The sequence below is a fragment of the Nostoc sp. genome, from assembly GCF_036917515.1.
Taxonomy (GTDB): domain Bacteria; phylum Cyanobacteriota; class Cyanobacteriia; order Cyanobacteriales; family Nostocaceae; genus Nostoc.
In genome coordinates, this window is record NZ_JBALDE010000265.1 from 23911 (window position 1) to 40947 (window position 17037).

At 44.4% G+C, this 17037-nt stretch carries 7 protein-coding genes and 1 pseudogene; 2 read left to right on the plus strand and 6 right to left on the minus strand.

The genetic code is table 11. The features are described 5' to 3' along the window. Nucleotides 1-126: 126 nt before the first annotated feature. Together V7K89_RS33820 and V7K89_RS33825 are read left to right on the plus strand one after the other, a co-directional pair. Complete coding sequence (locus V7K89_RS33820; protein WP_335195217.1) at nt 127-4764, plus strand: ATP-binding protein; 4638 nt, start codon at nt 127-129, stop codon at nt 4762-4764. A gap of 2 nt (nt 4765-4766) precedes the next feature. Then, nucleotides 4767-7541, plus strand: a complete 2775-nt coding sequence (locus V7K89_RS33825; RefSeq protein ID WP_335195219.1) for a response regulator — start codon at nt 4767-4769, stop codon at nt 7539-7541. Between the two features lie 66 nt (nt 7542-7607). On the opposite strand, the pseudogene V7K89_RS33830 reads toward V7K89_RS33825, so the two are convergent. The 6 genes and pseudogenes from V7K89_RS33830 to V7K89_RS33855 all read right to left on the minus strand — a co-directional run bounded on the left by V7K89_RS33830 (nt 7608) and on the right by V7K89_RS33855 (nt 16865). Then, nucleotides 7608-8016 (minus strand): annotated as a pseudogene (locus tag V7K89_RS33830) (four helix bundle protein). A 91-nt stretch (nt 8017-8107) separates the two neighbouring features. After that, nucleotides 8108-9784 carry an ATP-binding protein gene (locus V7K89_RS33835; protein ID WP_335195221.1) on the minus strand — a complete coding sequence of 559 codons (1677 nt, stop codon included), beginning with the start codon at nt 9782-9784 and terminating at the stop codon, nt 8108-8110. Nucleotides 9785-10068: 284 nt separating this feature from the next. After that, nucleotides 10069-10542, minus strand: a complete 474-nt coding sequence (locus tag V7K89_RS33840) for a response regulator (RefSeq protein WP_335195223.1) — start codon at nt 10540-10542, stop codon at nt 10069-10071. A 52-nt stretch (nt 10543-10594) separates the two neighbouring features. Then, nucleotides 10595-12916 (minus strand): ATP-binding protein, encoded by a 2322-nt coding sequence (locus V7K89_RS33845; RefSeq protein ID WP_335195225.1) that lies wholly within the window; start codon nt 12914-12916, stop codon nt 10595-10597. Between the two features lie 742 nt (nt 12917-13658). Then, nucleotides 13659-15434, minus strand: a complete 1776-nt coding sequence (locus V7K89_RS33850; protein ID WP_335195227.1) for an alpha/beta hydrolase — start codon at nt 15432-15434, stop codon at nt 13659-13661. 507 nt (nt 15435-15941) lie between these two features. Continuing rightward, entirely contained in the window at nt 15942-16865 is a 924-nt protein-coding gene (locus V7K89_RS33855; protein ID WP_335195229.1) for a DMT family transporter, read from the minus strand. Nucleotides 16866-17037: the final 172 nt, after the last annotated feature.

A 17037-nucleotide genomic window follows, 5' to 3' on the forward strand; every position in this document is an offset into this window, starting at 1 on the left:
GTAAGGTTAAGGTAGTGTGGCTAAAAAGCTTTTTGTGATCAATGGAAATATGAAGGTACTGGCGCAAATTTGCTCTGCACTGTGGAAGAAACCGCCCGGTACTACTAAAACAGCAGAAGGAAAATAATGTCAGCACTTCAGTTTCTCTTGCTCGAAGCCAATCTAGCTGATGCACAAGTCGTGCAAGCCACGCTGAGAGAGGGCGGTATTGACTGTGAACTCTTGCGCGTAGAGACTCGCACTGATTTTATAAGAACACTGGAAACCGACGAAATCGACTTGATTTTGGCAGACTATGCCTTGTGTAATTTTGATGAAATTGCGGCATTAACGATCGCCCGTCGCTTACGTCCTGATACGCCGTTTATTTTCATCTCTGGCAGTTTAGGTGAAGAATTGGCGATTGAAGCTATCAAACAGGGCGCGACAGATTATGTACTCAAGCAACGCTTAGGGCGGTTAGTGCCATCGGTACAACTGGCATTGCAAGAAGCGCAGCAACTTGACAAAGATACCATCGAGTGCAAACAAGCCGAACCAACCGTTGACTCAGACCTGAAAGATACGCTGCTGTTGCACGAACTGAGCGCGAGGCTTGTAACCGAAGGCGACATTCAGACACTTTACCAGGAAATTATAGCTGCTGCGATCGCCCTCATGCGGGCAGATGGCGGAACAGTGCAAATTCTCGATGAAGCAACGCAAGACCTGTTGCTGCTAGCTACACAAGGCTTTGAGCGAAATATGACCGAGCATTTCTACCGCGTCAACGCCAGTTTAAACACGCCTTGTGGGATTGCACTGGCAACAGGCAAGCGCAGCTTTATAAATTACGATGTGCCAGAAAGCGAAGATCCCGACGGTTCGTGCCGAATGCATCTGGAAGCAGGTTATCTCTGTGCCCAGTCCACGCTGTTGATTACCCGTTCGGGCAAACGGATTGGTATGTTTTCAACCCATTGGCGCAAACACCATCGACCGAGCGATCGCGAACTGCGCTTTCTCGATTTACTCGCCCGCCAAGCTGCCGATTTGATTGAGCAGCGACAAGCCCAAGTCGCCCTACGCGCGTCGGAAGCGAAACTGGCAATTGAACTCGCCGACGCGCAGGAGTTGCAGCGCATCAGCAGCAGTTTGCTCGAGGAAAACAACACGGACGCGTTTCACAAACAGATTCTCGATGCCGCGCGTTCGGTGATGCGTTCGGACATGGCAAGTATTCAAATGCTTTCATCCGAACGAAACGAGTTGTTCCTTCTGGCTCAAAAAGGGTTCGCTCCCGAATCGGCAAAGTTTTGGGAATGGGTGCAACTGGAGGACACGACTTCGTGCGCTCTGGCGTTGACGCGCGGCGAGGCGGTAATCGTTCCCGACGTAGAGCTTTGGGATTTCGTCGCCCAAACGGAGAACCTTTGGCATTATCGACTCTCTGGCATCCGCGCCATGCAGTCCACACCGCTGATCTCGCGCGACGGGCACTTCGTCGGAATGATTTCGACGCACTGGCGCGACGTTCATCAGCCATCTGAAAGAGAATTGCGCCTGCTCGCCGTGCTGGCGCGGCAAGCCGCCGATTTGATCGAGCGGCGAACGGCAGAAGTTGCCCTGCGCGAATCGGAGGCAAAATATCGATCGCTATTCGAGAATGTTAACGATGGCTTTTGCATCATCGAAATGTTGTACGAGGATGGACAGCCATTCGACTACCGTTTTCTAGAAGTCAATCCCGCATTTGAGACCCAAAGCGGATTCAAGCAGGCGATCGGTAAAACTGCCCGCGAGCTGGCGCCGAATCTAGAAGCCGTGATTTTCACCAACTATGAAACGGTTTTGACCACGGGCGAACCAATCGAGTTTGAAATTCTGCCAGTCGATATAGGACGATACCTGCGAGTGGCAGCGTATCGGCACGGCGATCCCCAAAACAAGCAAGTAGCGATCGTATTTTCTGACATCACTGAGCGTAAACAGGCGGAAGAACAATTGCGTCGCACGGCCCAAATCGATGCGTTCCGGGTGAAGCTGTCGGATGCACTGCGATCGCTCACCGACCCGGCAGATATCCAGGGCGCGGCAACCCGCCTGCTTGGCGAACACTTCGATGTTGGGTGGTGCTACTATAACGAGTTCGATCAAACCGGCACGGTTGCGACAATTCTGCGAGATGCCGTGAAGGAAGGCTTGCCTTCGATGGTCGGCGTTCATGACCTCTCGGACGTTCCCGAATTCACCGATTACCTGCACGCGGGAAGCGTGTTCAACGTCCCGGACTTCTCGGCTTATCCGCTATTCAACCAGCGCGTCGTCGAACGCTACACCTCAATCGGTATGCAGTCTGTTCTGGGTGTGCCACTCGTCAAGAACAGGCGGCTGATCGCGGTCTTGCTGGTGGCGGATACCTCACTCCGCGAGTGGTCTGAAAGCGAAATCACGCTGTTGCAGGATGTAGCTGAACGAACCTGGGCGACCATCGAACGCGCCCGCACCGAAGTAGAATTGCGCGAATCGGAACTGCAACGGATTCGAGAACAATCTGCCCACGAGGAAGAACGCCAACGGGCAGAGGCACTGGCAGAACTTGATCGCGCCAAAACTCTCTTCTTCAACAACGTCAGCCACGAATTCCGCACGCCGCTAACGTTGATACTCGCTCCGGTGCAAGATGCCTTGAGCGATTCGGTAAATCCCCTAACTTCTTCACAACGGAAACAGCTAGAACTAATACATTGCAACAGCTTGCGTTTACTGAAACTTGTTAATACCCTGCTCGACTTTTCCCGCATCGAAACTGATCGCCTAAAAGCAAACTACGAACCCACCGACTTATCCACCTACACGGGGGAACTGGCAAGTGTTTTCCGCTCGGCGATTGAGAATGCTAATTTGCAATTAGTCGTCGATTGTCCCCCCCTAGCCGATCCCATTTACGTTGATCGCGAGATGTGGGAAAAGATTGTGTTGAATCTACTCTCCAATGCCTTAAAATTTACCTTCGAGGGTATGATTTGTGTCTCGCTCAAATTCAAAGTAAACACAGTTGAATTAATGGTCAGCGACACGGGCGTAGGTATTTCCGCTTCCGAACTGCCTCACCTCTTTAAAAGGTTCTATCAAGTCAAAGGCGCGAAGGGGCGCAGCTATGAAGGCTCAGGCATTGGCTTGTCTCTGGTGCAGGAACTCGTCAAGCGACACGGCGGCGCGATCGCGGTTACGAGCGCAGTAGACCAAGGCACAACCTTCACCGTCACTATCCCCACCGGAATCGCCCATCTACCCGCCGACCAAATTTGGGTTGCCTCGACACTGCCATCGACGGCTGTAACTGCAAATGCTTTTGTTGAAGAAGCTTTGCGTTGGCTACCTGAAGAAGCAGGGGAGCAGAGGAGCAGGGGGCAGGGAGCAGGGGGAACTGCCCTTGAAGAAAGCACAGAATTTCAAGTTCAAAGTTCGGAGGTTCAAGCACAAAGCTCTGAGGTTCAGGCACAAAGTTCGGAGGTTCAAGCTCAAAGCTCGAAGGTTCAGGCTCAAAGCTCGGAGGTTCAAGCTCAAAGCTCGGAGGTTTACGCTCAAAGCTCAGAGGTTCAAGCACAAAGCTCCAAGAGGGCGCGTATTCTCCTGGTGGATGACAATGCCGATATGCGTGGCTATCTCAGGCGGTTATTAAACCAATACTACGAGGTGGAAACTGCAAATGATGGGTTGGCCGCACTGACTGCGATCCGGCGTGGTGGAAGTGCCATCTATGACTTGGTATTAGCAGATGTGATGATGCCGAGAATGGATGGCTTTGAGTTGCTGCGATCGCTACGGGCTTCAGCAAATACCCAGACAATCCCGATTATCTTGCTCTCTGCTCGTGCTGGCGAAGAATCACGGGTGGAGGGTTTAGAAACTGGCGCAGATGACTACTTAATTAAACCCTTCTCGACACGAGAACTGTTAGCACGAATCGATGCGAACCTCAAATTGGCACAGCTGCGACGCGAAGCGGTTTACCGCGAACAGGTGATGCAGGCGGTACAAACGCTCAACGTTCGCTTGGAGCAACAGGTGAAAGCGCGCACGGCTCAACTAGAAGCCATCAACCAAGAACTGGAGGCGTTTTCTTCCTTGATATCCCACGACTTGCGAACGCCGCTACGCTACATCAGCAGCTTTGCCGAACTGTTGCAAGGCAAGCTCGATGCAACCCTCGTTGATACATCCAGTTTGCAGAGTCTCAACATTATCAGGCAATCTGCTCTTGAGGCAGAAAAAATGGTAGACGACTTGCTGGAATTCTCCCGCCTGGGGAAGACAGAAATGCATTTGACTACTGTTAATATCAGTCAATTGGTGCAGCAAGTGCAAGCACAATTGCAGCCGGAACTAATCGGGCGATCACTTGACTGGCAGATTGAGCCATTGCCAACGGTAGAAGGCGATCCGACCCTGTTACGATTAGTGATACAAAATTTACTATCGAATGCTATCAAGTACAGCTGCAATAACACTGAAGCTGCCATCACAATTGGTAGCATTGAACAGGAGCAGTCAGTAATTTTCTTTGTCAAAGATAATGGTGCAGGGTTCGACATGAAATATTACGATCAACTATTTAGCATATTTCAACGGTTGCATCCCCAGGAACAGTTTCCTGGAACCGGAGTCGGGCTTGCCACTGTACGGCGGATCATTCATCGACATGGGGGACGCATCTGGGCAGAAGGCGCAATCGACCAGGGGGCAACGTTCTACTTTTCGCTGCCGAAACATGAGGCATAGTCATGACAGTACTGCGGTTTCTTTTGCTCGAAGACAATCCCCTTGACGCAGAGGTGATACATGTTACCCTGACGGATGGCAGCGCTAATTGTGAACTGCTCCGGGTAGAAACTCGCGCTGAATTTGTGAAGGCATTAGAAACCAATACGTTCGATTTGATTTTGGCAGACTATACTTTGCCTGGTTTTGATGGCATTTCCGCCTTGAGAATTGCCCAGAAGCTTTGTCCTGACACGCCCTTTATTTTCGTCTCTGGCAGTATGGGCGAAGAATTGGCGATTGAAGCGCTGAAACTGGGAGCCACCGACTATGTGCTAAAGCGTAACTTAGGGCGGTTGGTTCCTTGTGTCCAACGAGCGCTGCGAGAAGCCCAAGAAAAGCGCGATCGCCAACTTGCCGAAGCCCGCCTGCGTCAAGTTGCGGCCAAACTGCCTCATGGCGCTGTGTTCATTGTGGATCGAGATTTGCGCTACGAGCTTGCAGAAGGCGAAGCGCTGGAGTGGGTCGGCATGACTACTGAAAACTTTGTCGGCAAAACACTCTGGGAAGTCCTTGAACCCGCCCTGGCAGACAGCTACGAACCCTACTACCGCCAAGCTCTCAATGGCGAATCATTTACCTTAGAACACAACAGCCACGATCGCTACTATATCTCTCATGGCACACCCTTACGCAATGATCGGGGTGAAGTTGATGCTATGCTGGCAATGTCCTACGACATTACCGATCGTAAAAAAATCGAAATTGCCCTCAAACAAAGTGAAGCTCGCCTTCGGTTAATGGTGGCAAGTGCAAAAGAATATGCCATTTTAACCGTTGATCCCAACGGTATAATTACCAGTTGGAGTGCTGGTGCCGAAGACTTGTTCGACTATTCAGAAGCAGAAATGATTGGCCGTGACTGTCGCAGCCTTTACACCCTTGAAGACAACGTACAAGACCGCGTTGGCTGGGAATTCCAGAATGCCCAAACTCAAGGACAGGCAGAAAATGAGTGCTGGCATATCCGAAAAGACGGTAGTCGCTTTTGGGGTAGTGGCTTTGTAATGCCCTTACGCAATGAAGCCGACGACGTGCAAGGATTTATTAAAATCATGCGCGATATCACTTCACAGCGGCAAGCTGATGAACGCTTGCGGTTGCTCTATGACATCACCAGCGATCTCCTGGCGGTCGAGCAACCGATGACGCTGATGCATAATTTATTCAGCAAACTCGCACCTCAGCTAGGGTTGGACTTTTACTACAACTACATCGTCGAGTCAAAAGACAACCGCCCCAGACTGCATTTGAAAAACCATGAGGGCATGGCTCAACAGGTGGCTGAGGCGTTTGAGTGGGTTGAGTTTGGTGAATCCTTCTGTGGATGGACGGCTCAAGAACGACAGCAAATCGTTCTCAACTACGCCGAAATTGCCACTCATCCTCGTGCCCAAATCATCCGCGACCTGAGTGCCACCGCTTATGTCAGTCAACCGTTAATTGTCCAAGAACGGTTATTAGGAACCATCTCGTTTGGTAGCCGCACTCGCACTTACTTTACCTCAGAAGAAATCGATTTGCTGCAATTGATGTCTGAGCAGATAGCGATCGCTTTGGATCGAGCCAACCTAATTGTCTCGATTCAGCTACACGCAGAACAGTTGCAACGAGCCAACCAGATTAAAGACGAGTTTTTAGCGGTGCTGTCTCATGAGTTGCGATCGCCCCTCAACCCCATCTTGGGCTGGACACAACTGCTGCAAAAAGGCAAACTCAACGCCGCCCGTCAAAGCGAAGCACTACTAACGATTGAGCGCAACGCTAAACTGCAATCACAATTAATTGAAGACTTACTCGACGTTTCGCGGATTATGCGGGGCAAGCTGTCCTTAACAGTGGCTCCCCTTAATTTAATCTCTGTTATTTCTGCTGCCCTGGAAACGGTGCGTTTAGCAGCACAAGCAAAGAATATTAACTTACAGATTGATCTTGAACCGACTGCACCTATCTCTGGTGACACTGCCCGCTTACAGCAAGTGGTGTGGAACTTGCTTACCAATGCCGTCAAATTTACACCAGATGAGGGACAAGTAATCATTGAATTAAGGCAAATTGCTCGACAGGCTCAGATCCGGGTGATCGATACTGGCATTGGCATTCAACCGAAATTTATACCACATGTGTTTGATTATTTCCAGCAAGAGGATAGCTCGACGACACGCAGATTTGGTGGCTTGGGTTTGGGGCTGGCGATCGTCCGCCAAATTGTAGAACTACATGGTGGCACAGTCAAAGCAGAAAGTCTGGGTGAGAATCAGGGCGCAACCTTTACAGTTCAAATACCGATCTTGAACCAGTCAGCGCTAATTGTACTTGAGCCAGCCGACGCTGAAACATCAAGCGCCCAGACTCCCTTAAGTAACCTGCAAATTTTGCTCGTGGATGATGATAGTGATACGCGCAAGTTTGAAGCATTTTTGCTACGACACAATGGCGCAAAAGTGACAGCCGTAGCGTCTGGGCTAGAAGCATTGCAAGTACTTGATAGTTTCATTCCTGATGTAATTGTGAGTGATATAGGCATGGCTGATATGGATGGCTACATACTAATTGGGCAGATTCGTTCGCGCCCACCCAATCAGGGAGGAACGATTCCAGCGATCGCACTTACCGCTTATGCCACAGATATTGATCAGCAAAAAGCACTGACTGCTGGGTTTCAAGCTCACATTAGCAAGCCATTAGAACCAGAGGAGTTAGTGAACAAGATTCTAAACCTGCTAGAACACAACTAATATCGTGTCTGGTTAAAGACTTATCATTAAGACCGCAGTTCTTGTAGGGGGCAGGGGGATTAGAAATTAGCGTTTTATGAGCCAAGGAGATGGATTGTTGATTATAGTTACTAGAATGCCTAAAACTCGATTGTAAACTGCATAAAGTTCTCTGCTTGTATCAACGTCTAAATAACTATATTTGACAGCAAATTTAAGCCAAGTTTGAGTTTCTGCTGCTTCAGCTTCACTGTCATTCAACTTAGCTACAAAAGCTGCTTCATAACGACGTTTTCTCCAAGCTACCCTTCGGTAACGCTGCGCGAACAGCTAAATTAGCACATACAGAACGGGATGATCTACGAATCTGATCAGTTAAAAAATAACGTTCTTCAACAGGAAACTTCTTAGATAATTCAAAAATTTTCATGGCTATATCAAATGCCATTTTATATACTTCCAAGTCTTCATGACTTTTTATTGGTTCTTTTTCCATTCCCCCTGCTCCCTGCTCCCCTGCTGTCTTTATGATGATCTCACTGTTAGAGCATTGCTCCCTGAAGAGGTCAAGTTGATGATAGAGATACTTAATCCTTTGGGAATAACTTCGGTAAGCTGACTGTAACTTTAGTTCCTTGTCCCACTTCACTAAACAAAGTAATATCACCACCATGTAATTCTACGCAAGCTTTAGCGATCGCAAGCCCTAATCCTGTACCAGGAATTGTGTCAACGTTACTTCCACGACTAAAGGATTGAAACAAATTTTCTTGATCTGCCATCGGGATACCAATTCCCTGATCTTTGATGTAAAAAACTGCTTCTGATTCTTTGCCGATCAGGTGGAATTCTACATTACCTCCATCTGGAGAGTACTTAATTGCATTGGACATTAAGTTAATAAAAATTTGCTGCAAAAGTCCGCGATCGCCCCAAAATCCATGATGATTCCCAGTAATTTTAAAAATCAATTCGTGGTGATCATCTATTGTTTCTCGCTCTTGTTCTAAAAGGTCAGAAAAAAATTGCAGTAAATCAACTGATATTGGTTGAAACTTGGGTTTTTCCAATTCCAGTTGGTTAACCAGAAGCATATTATCCACGAGTTTGGACATATATCTTGCTTTCTGTTCGATGATTCCCAAGAATTTCTGTTGTTTGGACTCATCTAGTTGCTGACTATGTTTTACCAAAGTTGATGCCGCAGCCAGAATTGAAGTTAGTGGCGTTCGATACTCATGGGAAACCGTTGTAATTATTTGGGATTTAAATACATTGAGTTGCTTTTCTTTGGCAAGGGCTGCTTGAGTTTGGGCTAACAATTCCGCCTGTTGAATAGCGATCGCTAATTGCACTGATACTTCATTGAGCATTTCTGCATCATCAGTTTGCCACTGTCGTTCCCCGGAATTATAGTGAGCAATTAATAAACCCCAAACTTTGGGGGTTGAGTTCCCATTGTTGCTCAGATTAATCGGAACCACCAGATTTGCCTTAGTATTAAATTGCTCTTTTAAACTGACACAATTACACAAGCCAAGCTCATAGATATAAGGAATTGAGGATTGACAAAACTCTTCCTTAGTCATCAGTGCTTTATCTCCTTGTCTCCTCCCCCCCTTGTCCCCAGTTCCAGCCCCGAGGCGATCGCACAATGCCACAGTCCGGTTTGACTCAATTGATGAGGCAACTATTTTACCATCTGTATCTGGGGCAGACTTATACACTATCACGCGATCGCACTTCAGAAGTTGCTGTACCTCAGCTACAGCCGTGTTCAAAATTTGCTCTAGGTCAAGAGACTGGCGAATTCGTAAAGCAGTTGTGGCAATTAAGCGCTGTCTCTCCTGAGTTTTGAGCAGTTGGGCTTGTAAGCGCGATTGCTTGATGGCGTTGCGGACTGCTAGTTGCAGCACATCCTGTGTAAGATGTTGCTTGACTAAGTAATCCAAAGCACCTCGTTTCATTACCTGCACAGCAATTTCTTCATCGCCACGCCCAGTCAACATAATCACGGGTACAGAAGTCTTAAATATCTCCTGCTGTATGCGATCAAAAAGTTCTAACCCACTCATATCGGGTAGGCAAAAATCCAGCACAATGACATCGCAGCGTACTTCTCGGCACAAAGCAAGTCCTTCTTCTGCACAGTCTGCCTCCAAAATGTTGTAGGACTGGTGCGGATCTTTCAAAAGATATCGACGATAGATTTTCCGATCTTCGGCACAATCATCAATGATAAGTAGCGTCCATGTGTCCAACATAAGGTTATGAGGATCAGGGAGCTATATAGATCCCTTTTATCCAGATTGTGTTTTTATTGCGTAATTCTAAAAATAATATAAAATTAAGTCTAAATAAAATCTAAATTCTTTAGTAATTCTAAAGCAATATAAAATAATCGAAGACAGTGTGAAAAACAGCGAAATGGGGAAAACGCATTTAAGACAGACACAGTAATTCAAATAGGAAAATGTCGCTGTCTGCCTGAGTTGTTTTCTTAATTATCCTATTGTCCCTACTGCCACATTAACAGAAAATAAATAAATTAATCCAACACAGGTGGAGTATTGGCTTCAAGCCAGTAATCCACGAATGCCTGAACCGTCTTTTTTAATTCCTGAGCATCCATCGGTTTTATCAGATATCCATTTGCGCCCTTTTGGTAGCACAATTCTATATCCTTGGGGTTAGATGATGTGGTAAAAACAACGATGGGGATTCCCTTGAAACTCTTGTCTTGCTTGAGCCGATCTAAAATGTCACGGCCATCAATACCTGGCAAATTGAGATCGAGCAAGATCACAGAGGGTCGTAATCCTATTTTAGAATTGGGTCGGTCTTCGCTCTTAGCGTAGGCATCGTTCCTCTGTTGAGAAAGGAACTCTAAAACCTCATCTCCATTAGTACAACGGTGTATGGGGTTCTGGACGGACATACGCTGCATCAAACGTTGTAAGATCCGAAAATCTTCATTGCTGTCTTCAACAACGAGCAGCGGTTCATGAAGTTTTTTTGTCATTAGTGGTCTTAAAAGAACTTAACAAAAATATATATTTAGTGATTATTTTAAACTATTGCAGCGTAAAATAGAACATCGAGCCAACGCCTACAGTAGATTTCACCCAAATTTTACCGTTATGAAGCTCAACAATCTTCTTAACAATAGCGAGTCCTGCACCGGCTCCTCCACCGTATTTTTGCTGGGAATGAAGCCGCTTAAATAATCTAAAGATAGTTTCTAGGTGATGCTCTGGAATTCCAATACCGTTATCTCGGATATAAAAGATTGGGCATTGGGCATGGGGCATGGGGTATGGGTCAATAATCAATTGTTCTTCCCCTGCTTTCCCTATTCCTCTGCCCCTCTGCCCTTCTTCTTGAGAAAGATAGCCAATCTCAACCCATTGCTCTGCTTTATCGTTGTATTTGAACGCATTACCAAGCAGATTACTGAAGACTTCATTAACGAGAACTGGGTCGCATAAAACTGTTGGTAAAGGCCGAGGAATGCGAATATCCACAAGCCCAGAGTCTTGACGACTAGCACGAAAAACGTCAATTACTTGGTTGAGTAATTCCTTGAGGTCAGTTGCTTGCAAACGCAGTTGTGCCTGTCCTAACTGCGAGAGTCGCAATAGAGCATTAATCAGAGTTTCCATGCGTACAGACAAGGATACTACTGTTTGCAAACATTCAATTCCGTCATCATCTAATACTTGAGCATAGTCTTCTAGCAGCACTGTCGAGAAGTTATAAATGCCCCGCAAAGGTTCCTTAAGGTCATGGGAAGCGGCGTAGGCAAAGGATGCTAGTTCTTGGTTGCTGCGCTCTAACTCCAGGTTGATTTTAGCTAATTCATCCGCTTTCGAGAGTACAATACCAACGATCGCATTATTCAAAGCGATCGCGCTGTCAAGTTCACAAGGTTTCCAAGGTAGAGAAGTTAATCTAACCGTTTCTTGCCATTGTTCAAAGGATTTTCGTACAGACAGGGTAAGGCTACCATCTGTCTGTGCTTGCATGGATTTTTGTGGATTTCCTGCCCAGTGTACCGTTTGGATAACTTCGGGGCGAAACCAAAGGATGTAATAGCGCCGGATTTTAGAAATCCGCAGTAGCAACAAGCCACTAGCAGTATCTTTAAACATCAGCGCCTCTTGGTAAAGCTTCGGCAGAGAATCAGTGGAAAATAGGTTGTCACTAACTTGGGTATCTGCCCATTCAATGAGCGCCCGAACTTCATCAATATTCGGTGTTGTCCCTACAAGGGTAATTTCATTATCCAGACAAACCGCCGCTCCTGAAGCACTAACAAGATCCAACAAGCGGATTTCCGGTTTGATTAAGGCATCGATAAAATTGTCTGCTTGGGAAATAGATTCTAGAAAATCAGACTGTAGCGATTTGAGTTTTACTTTATAATCCCATTCTGAGTAACTAATTTTGTGTGCTAGTTCTGAAGACGCAATCTGTCCCAAAAATTCGCACATCTTGCGGACTTCGTAAGAAATATACTTTGGTGTTTGATGGTGACAGGATATTAATCCCCAAAGTTTCTGCTCTTGAATAAGTGAAATCACCAAAAGAGCCTTTACTCCCATATTTTGATGATATTCAGTACAACACCAATCGAAACTCCGTAGCAGACAGTAGCTTAAGTCAAGATGCTGATGTGTTGTTGGATTTTCTATTGGAAGTAGTTTGACAGGTTCGGCAGTTAGATCGGGGAGAAATCGCAGAAAGCAGCGCGTGTACAACTCCCTAGCCTGCGCTGGAATATCTGTAGCAGGATAGTGGAGTCCTAAATAAGGTGATAAATCTTCCCGTTTAACTTCTGCAACAACAGAACCCGCTTCTGACTCGTCAAATTGATAGACCATCACCCGGTCGAAACCGATGATTTTTTGGATTTCTTGGGCGACCAGATGCAAAAATTCTCCTAGATTGGATGTCCTTTGGATTTTAGCGATCGCTTCACTCGCCAAACTATGAAAGTTTAAGAAACTCACCTCAAATTCTGAGTCAGTTGGTTCTAGCTCCAGAATTACAGCTTCTTCTGTACGATGAGCAATAGCGTCAAAGTATTTTCCTTTATCTAAAGTATTTATTGATACTTTAAAAGTATTAGTACTGCCAATTTTTTTCACCAAGCACTGCTTGACAATTTCCACTGACTGAGGGTCAAGTAAATAGCTCAAAGGTTGACTGAGCAGATCTTCTGGAGCAATACCCAAGTGTATTTGGGTATTGCTACTAACTTGCAGGATCTCTAGCTGAGTACTGAGTGCCAGGAGAACGCCATGAGGTTGAATAGAGCCAGGTATGTGAATCGGTATGCGATCATGATTAGTCAGGGCATTAGCTTGGGCTGTAGTATATTCAGGCTGGCTCATAACTGAACTTATGTAAAGCTGACTTTTACAATAGCGCAATTAAATGTCACATTTCTTTAAAGTATATGTCGAGAGGTATGAATGCGATCGCATATTATGCTTTTTACAGTCATGAAGGTAAGTGCATCTGCACTAGACTCCAAACCTAAAAAGGTTTTATTTGTGGAGATTGAATAAGAGCTAAGGTGATTTCTGATGAAAAAATACCTATGTTAACGAGTTTTGACTACTTCGACTTATACCAATTCGCAATTGAGAAATTTAGATGTAGCAAGGCAATTCCTGCTTACATCTGTTGCCTTATTTTAGAGAATTGGTATTACCTCGGCTTTGTTGGGGACGAGTCGCTAAATACAAGTTCGCTCAACTTTCGACCACTCAGTTAGTTGAGTGAAGTTGAAACCAACAGCTATGGTAAATTTCTTACTAGAATTCACCTATAGCAAAGTGCTGTTAGCGTCGTCAGCAGGGCGTTTAGCCCGTGCTGAGTATAAACAAGCGTGAAATCAAGGCTTTTAGCAATCAACATTATCCTGACCTATATGGCTACGGCTATAATTGAAAAAGTCCAAGCAAAAATTAAGCCTTTAATTTTATAAACACGCAAATAAATTTTACAGACGTAATTAATTATACCAATTTGAAAAAAGAATGCGATAGATACACACTTCCAAACCCTTGTTATGTCTAGCTTTCTTAATTTTGAATTTTGAATTTTAAATTGGTATTACGTCTGTAAAAATCAAATAAAAATCATTACATGCAGCAATGCAACACCAATATCCAACATCCAAAATCCGAAGCTAACTATAGTGTTGGGAACTTGTTTTTTAACAAGTTTGGCTCCTTTTATATGCAGCAATTGTACTAATTCGGCTGTATTCAATGACTTGACGAGATTCAAACCAAGAGACTTACTAGAAATGCTTTGAGTGTAAGCGGCGTTTAGGTAGGGTGTGTATTGTGGCCTGACTGCAACATAAGTTTGGAAGAAAGGTAAACTCAAAACATTCATGTAACAACGCGCTTGAGAGGCATCGCCAATCATATCGGCAGGTAATGCTACTTGTTGATTTGCAGGGTTTGCATTGCCAATGGTGGAAAAGTGAGTACCGCCAACAAGCACGACGAGATACTTTTGGGAATTCGCTAACCAGGAGAAAGGTAAAATTTGCTCAGATAAAGCTGGTGCAACTGTATCATCACTACTGCTGACAAGCATCACTGGAGTTTTAATTTGACTTAAACCAGCTTTGCCGAAAATAGAACTAGTAATCGGATTAACTGCGATCGCAGCTTTCACTCTTTCATCCCGCAGATTATAATTTTTGTCAGACTTGCTGATGCTCAATTCCAAAGCGCGACACTGGAGCAGTAAAGACATATTCCAGGTTTTTTGCAGTGCTGTTGGTTGACAGTCTTGTTTTAGCTGCTGAAAGTTAATTTTGGCGCCTGCCAAGGCCAAGGCTGTGTAGCCTCCCAAAGATTGACCAAATACTCCAACTTGTTGCAGATTTAGGCGACCTTTAAACCGTGAATCAGATTGATTGCCTTTTTGCAATTGATTCAGTATATATGTTACATCTAAAGGTCGGTCTTGAAATTCGCTTGGTTGTGCGACTTCAATGGCGCGTCCTTTTAACAGAGAATGTAATTGTTTCGCATCACTACCAGGATGATTGGGAACGATGACGGCAAATCCGTAAGAAGCTAGATGAGTAGCTAAATATTCAAAGTTACTACTGTCTAAACCCAAGCCGTGAGAAATTACAATTATCGGTGCAGCATTCTGGACATTCGGAATGTAAACATCAGTCAATAAAAGTCGATTGCGGGTTGAGTCGAAAAAGTTCAGGGTGTATTTTTGCAACTTAAACTTTCCCGGAACCTTTAAATCGGGCAATTGCGATAAATTTGGTTGAGAAATACTATCAGCTTCTATTTTAGACTTTTGGGAAACGGCTGCGATCGCCTGATGGGTTTGGTTAACAAGTTCCTCTAATTGTGTACCTATTTCCAAAGTCTCAGCGACATCAAGGCGAATGCTGCTGGTGGGATATTTACGCAACACATTTAAAAGTGTCAAGCCTCCCGATTCACCAGAGGCTAAAATTAGCGCCGAACGCAAAGTACTTAATCCTGGTTCTGGTTGACTAGTTTTAATTACTTGCGCCAACCGATGCAGTAAAAATTCTCCTTGCGGTGTGTAGAGAAGTTGCGAAACTATTACCGGACTAACTTTCACACGATTAAGTAAAATCTGCCGCAATTCTTGAAGCTGTTCTAGAGGCAGATATTGCTGATAGGCTGCTAAGTCTTCGTTAATTACACCTGTTTTGGCGTAGTTCTCTAAAGTGGTTACTGAAATGGAAAGCTCTAAGGCTGAATAAGATGCATAAATCCGCTCTGCTGCCAAGACAGAATTACTAATTCCAAATGTTGGCAGCACCATTGAAAGAACCAGCAATAAAGAATTTTTTCTGAGGGTGCTGGCCCAATTACCAAACAAACTATTCATCGCTCAACTATTTCGGTGGTCTGGTTTTATCGGGTGTTGGCTTTGGTAGTTATTCGGGCGCCCTGCTTGGTTTAATTCAAGTTATTAGCCTCAATTTTATCAAAACAGAATTTAGGAGTCAGGAGTTATAAATTAGGATGAATTATGTATGAATTGCGAATGTAGCTTGCTTAAAATGATGGGTAATGATGGATTTGAAATTCCTACTAAATCTTAGTTTGGGTAGTTTTAAAAAGTAGTTATTTCCAATTCCCTAAGAATGTATTCTGACTCCTGAATTCTGATTTTTGAATTCTTTTTCAAGGAGATTTCGGCTAGAAAGTCAACAATTAAATACTACAAAATCATGCAGATGGGTAAAGTATCCAGCTGACTTCAGTAGTTTGCCTTCACTATTAAATCATAACAAATAAAAAATAGTCTGCCTCAGTATTTATGTTGTAGCTTTGAATATTGCACAAAATCACTAAATGAAAAAGCCAGTAAAAATCCGGAAAAACATTGCATTTAATCAGCTTTTCCTAAAGCGATTGCTACTGAACCTGTAACTACTAAACCCGCTCCTAATATTGCTATAAGAGTGAAGTGTTCTGATGGTGTCCAATCAGGTGCAATAACTGATACAACTGTAACTGATATTAATGTCACAATGGGAGCTAAAGCTATTACTGCACTGACTCGTGATGCTTCCCAATGTTGTAATGATTCAGAAAAAGCACCGTAAGCGATAAAGGTATTCAAGGCACAAAAAATCAACATTCCTAAATGGAAAGTATCAAGTATAAAAAGTGATTTAACTTTGGCTAGAGGAGTGAATAATAAAGCACAGCCTCCATAAATGACCAACATGATGCTGGTAGAAGATAAAGATTGTAATAACTGCTTTTGTGCCAAAGCATAAATAGCCCAAGCTGTCGATCCTAGCGCGATTAAAACACTACCTAGTATATATGTACCATGTGCTGTAATTAAATTCGTTAATTGTTCGTGGAAAAATAAAAGATAACCGCAAATCATTACACTAACACCAATCCATTGAGACAGCCGATAACGTTCTTTAAAAATTACTAACCCTCCGAAACCTAATAAAAGGCTAGATAATTGAATGAGAACTTCAGCATTAGCAGGCGATGTTAATGCTAAACCTTGAGTAAACGAAAAGTAATTAATCCCTAAAAATATTGTAGCGATCGCTAATAATTTTCCAGAAGCAGAGCGTAGTTGTTCTAATTTTGGTAATTTGCCACGTATCCTTAAATACACAATAAGCAGTATAAATGATACCAAAAAGCGAAACCAAATAACGGTATAGACATCAAGTTTTTGTAGAGTTACTGCTAGGGCAATAGGTAAAATTCCCCACAAGAAGACTGTTAATAGCGATAATGCTAGCCCTAAGCGCCACCGACCCGAACTTTGGTGTAGTAACATTCAAATCTCCTACACACAGTAGGGCTAATAATAAGTTTAAGATATACCTAACTGATTTTATCAAACTCTTGTTGAGAATAGATATTAGTAGCTTAGTCAATGCAAATTCAATATAAAACAATTAGCTGACCAAACTCAATTGATTATTCGTAGCCCCAAGAGGGTATTTTTT

Excerpts from the sequence above, each read along its gene's own strand:
- V7K89_RS33820 (WP_335195217.1), top strand. The coding sequence starts at position 127 with ATGTCAGCACTTCAGTTTCTCTTGCTCGAAGCCAATCTAGCTGATGCA.
- V7K89_RS33825 (WP_335195219.1), top strand. The coding sequence starts at position 4,767 with ATGACAGTACTGCGGTTTCTTTTGCTCGAAGACAATCCCCTTGACGCA.
- V7K89_RS33835 (WP_335195221.1), bottom strand. The coding sequence starts at position 9,784 with ATGTTGGACACATGGACGCTACTTATCATTGATGATTGTGCCGAAGAT.
- V7K89_RS33840 (WP_335195223.1), bottom strand. The coding sequence starts at position 10,542 with ATGACAAAAAAACTTCATGAACCGCTGCTCGTTGTTGAAGACAGCAAT.
- V7K89_RS33845 (WP_335195225.1), bottom strand. The coding sequence starts at position 12,916 with ATGAGCCAGCCTGAATATACTACAGCCCAAGCTAATGCCCTGACTAAT.
- V7K89_RS33850 (WP_335195227.1), bottom strand. The coding sequence starts at position 15,434 with ATGAATAGTTTGTTTGGTAATTGGGCCAGCACCCTCAGAAAAAATTCT.
- V7K89_RS33855 (WP_335195229.1), bottom strand. The coding sequence starts at position 16,865 with ATGTTACTACACCAAAGTTCGGGTCGGTGGCGCTTAGGGCTAGCATTA.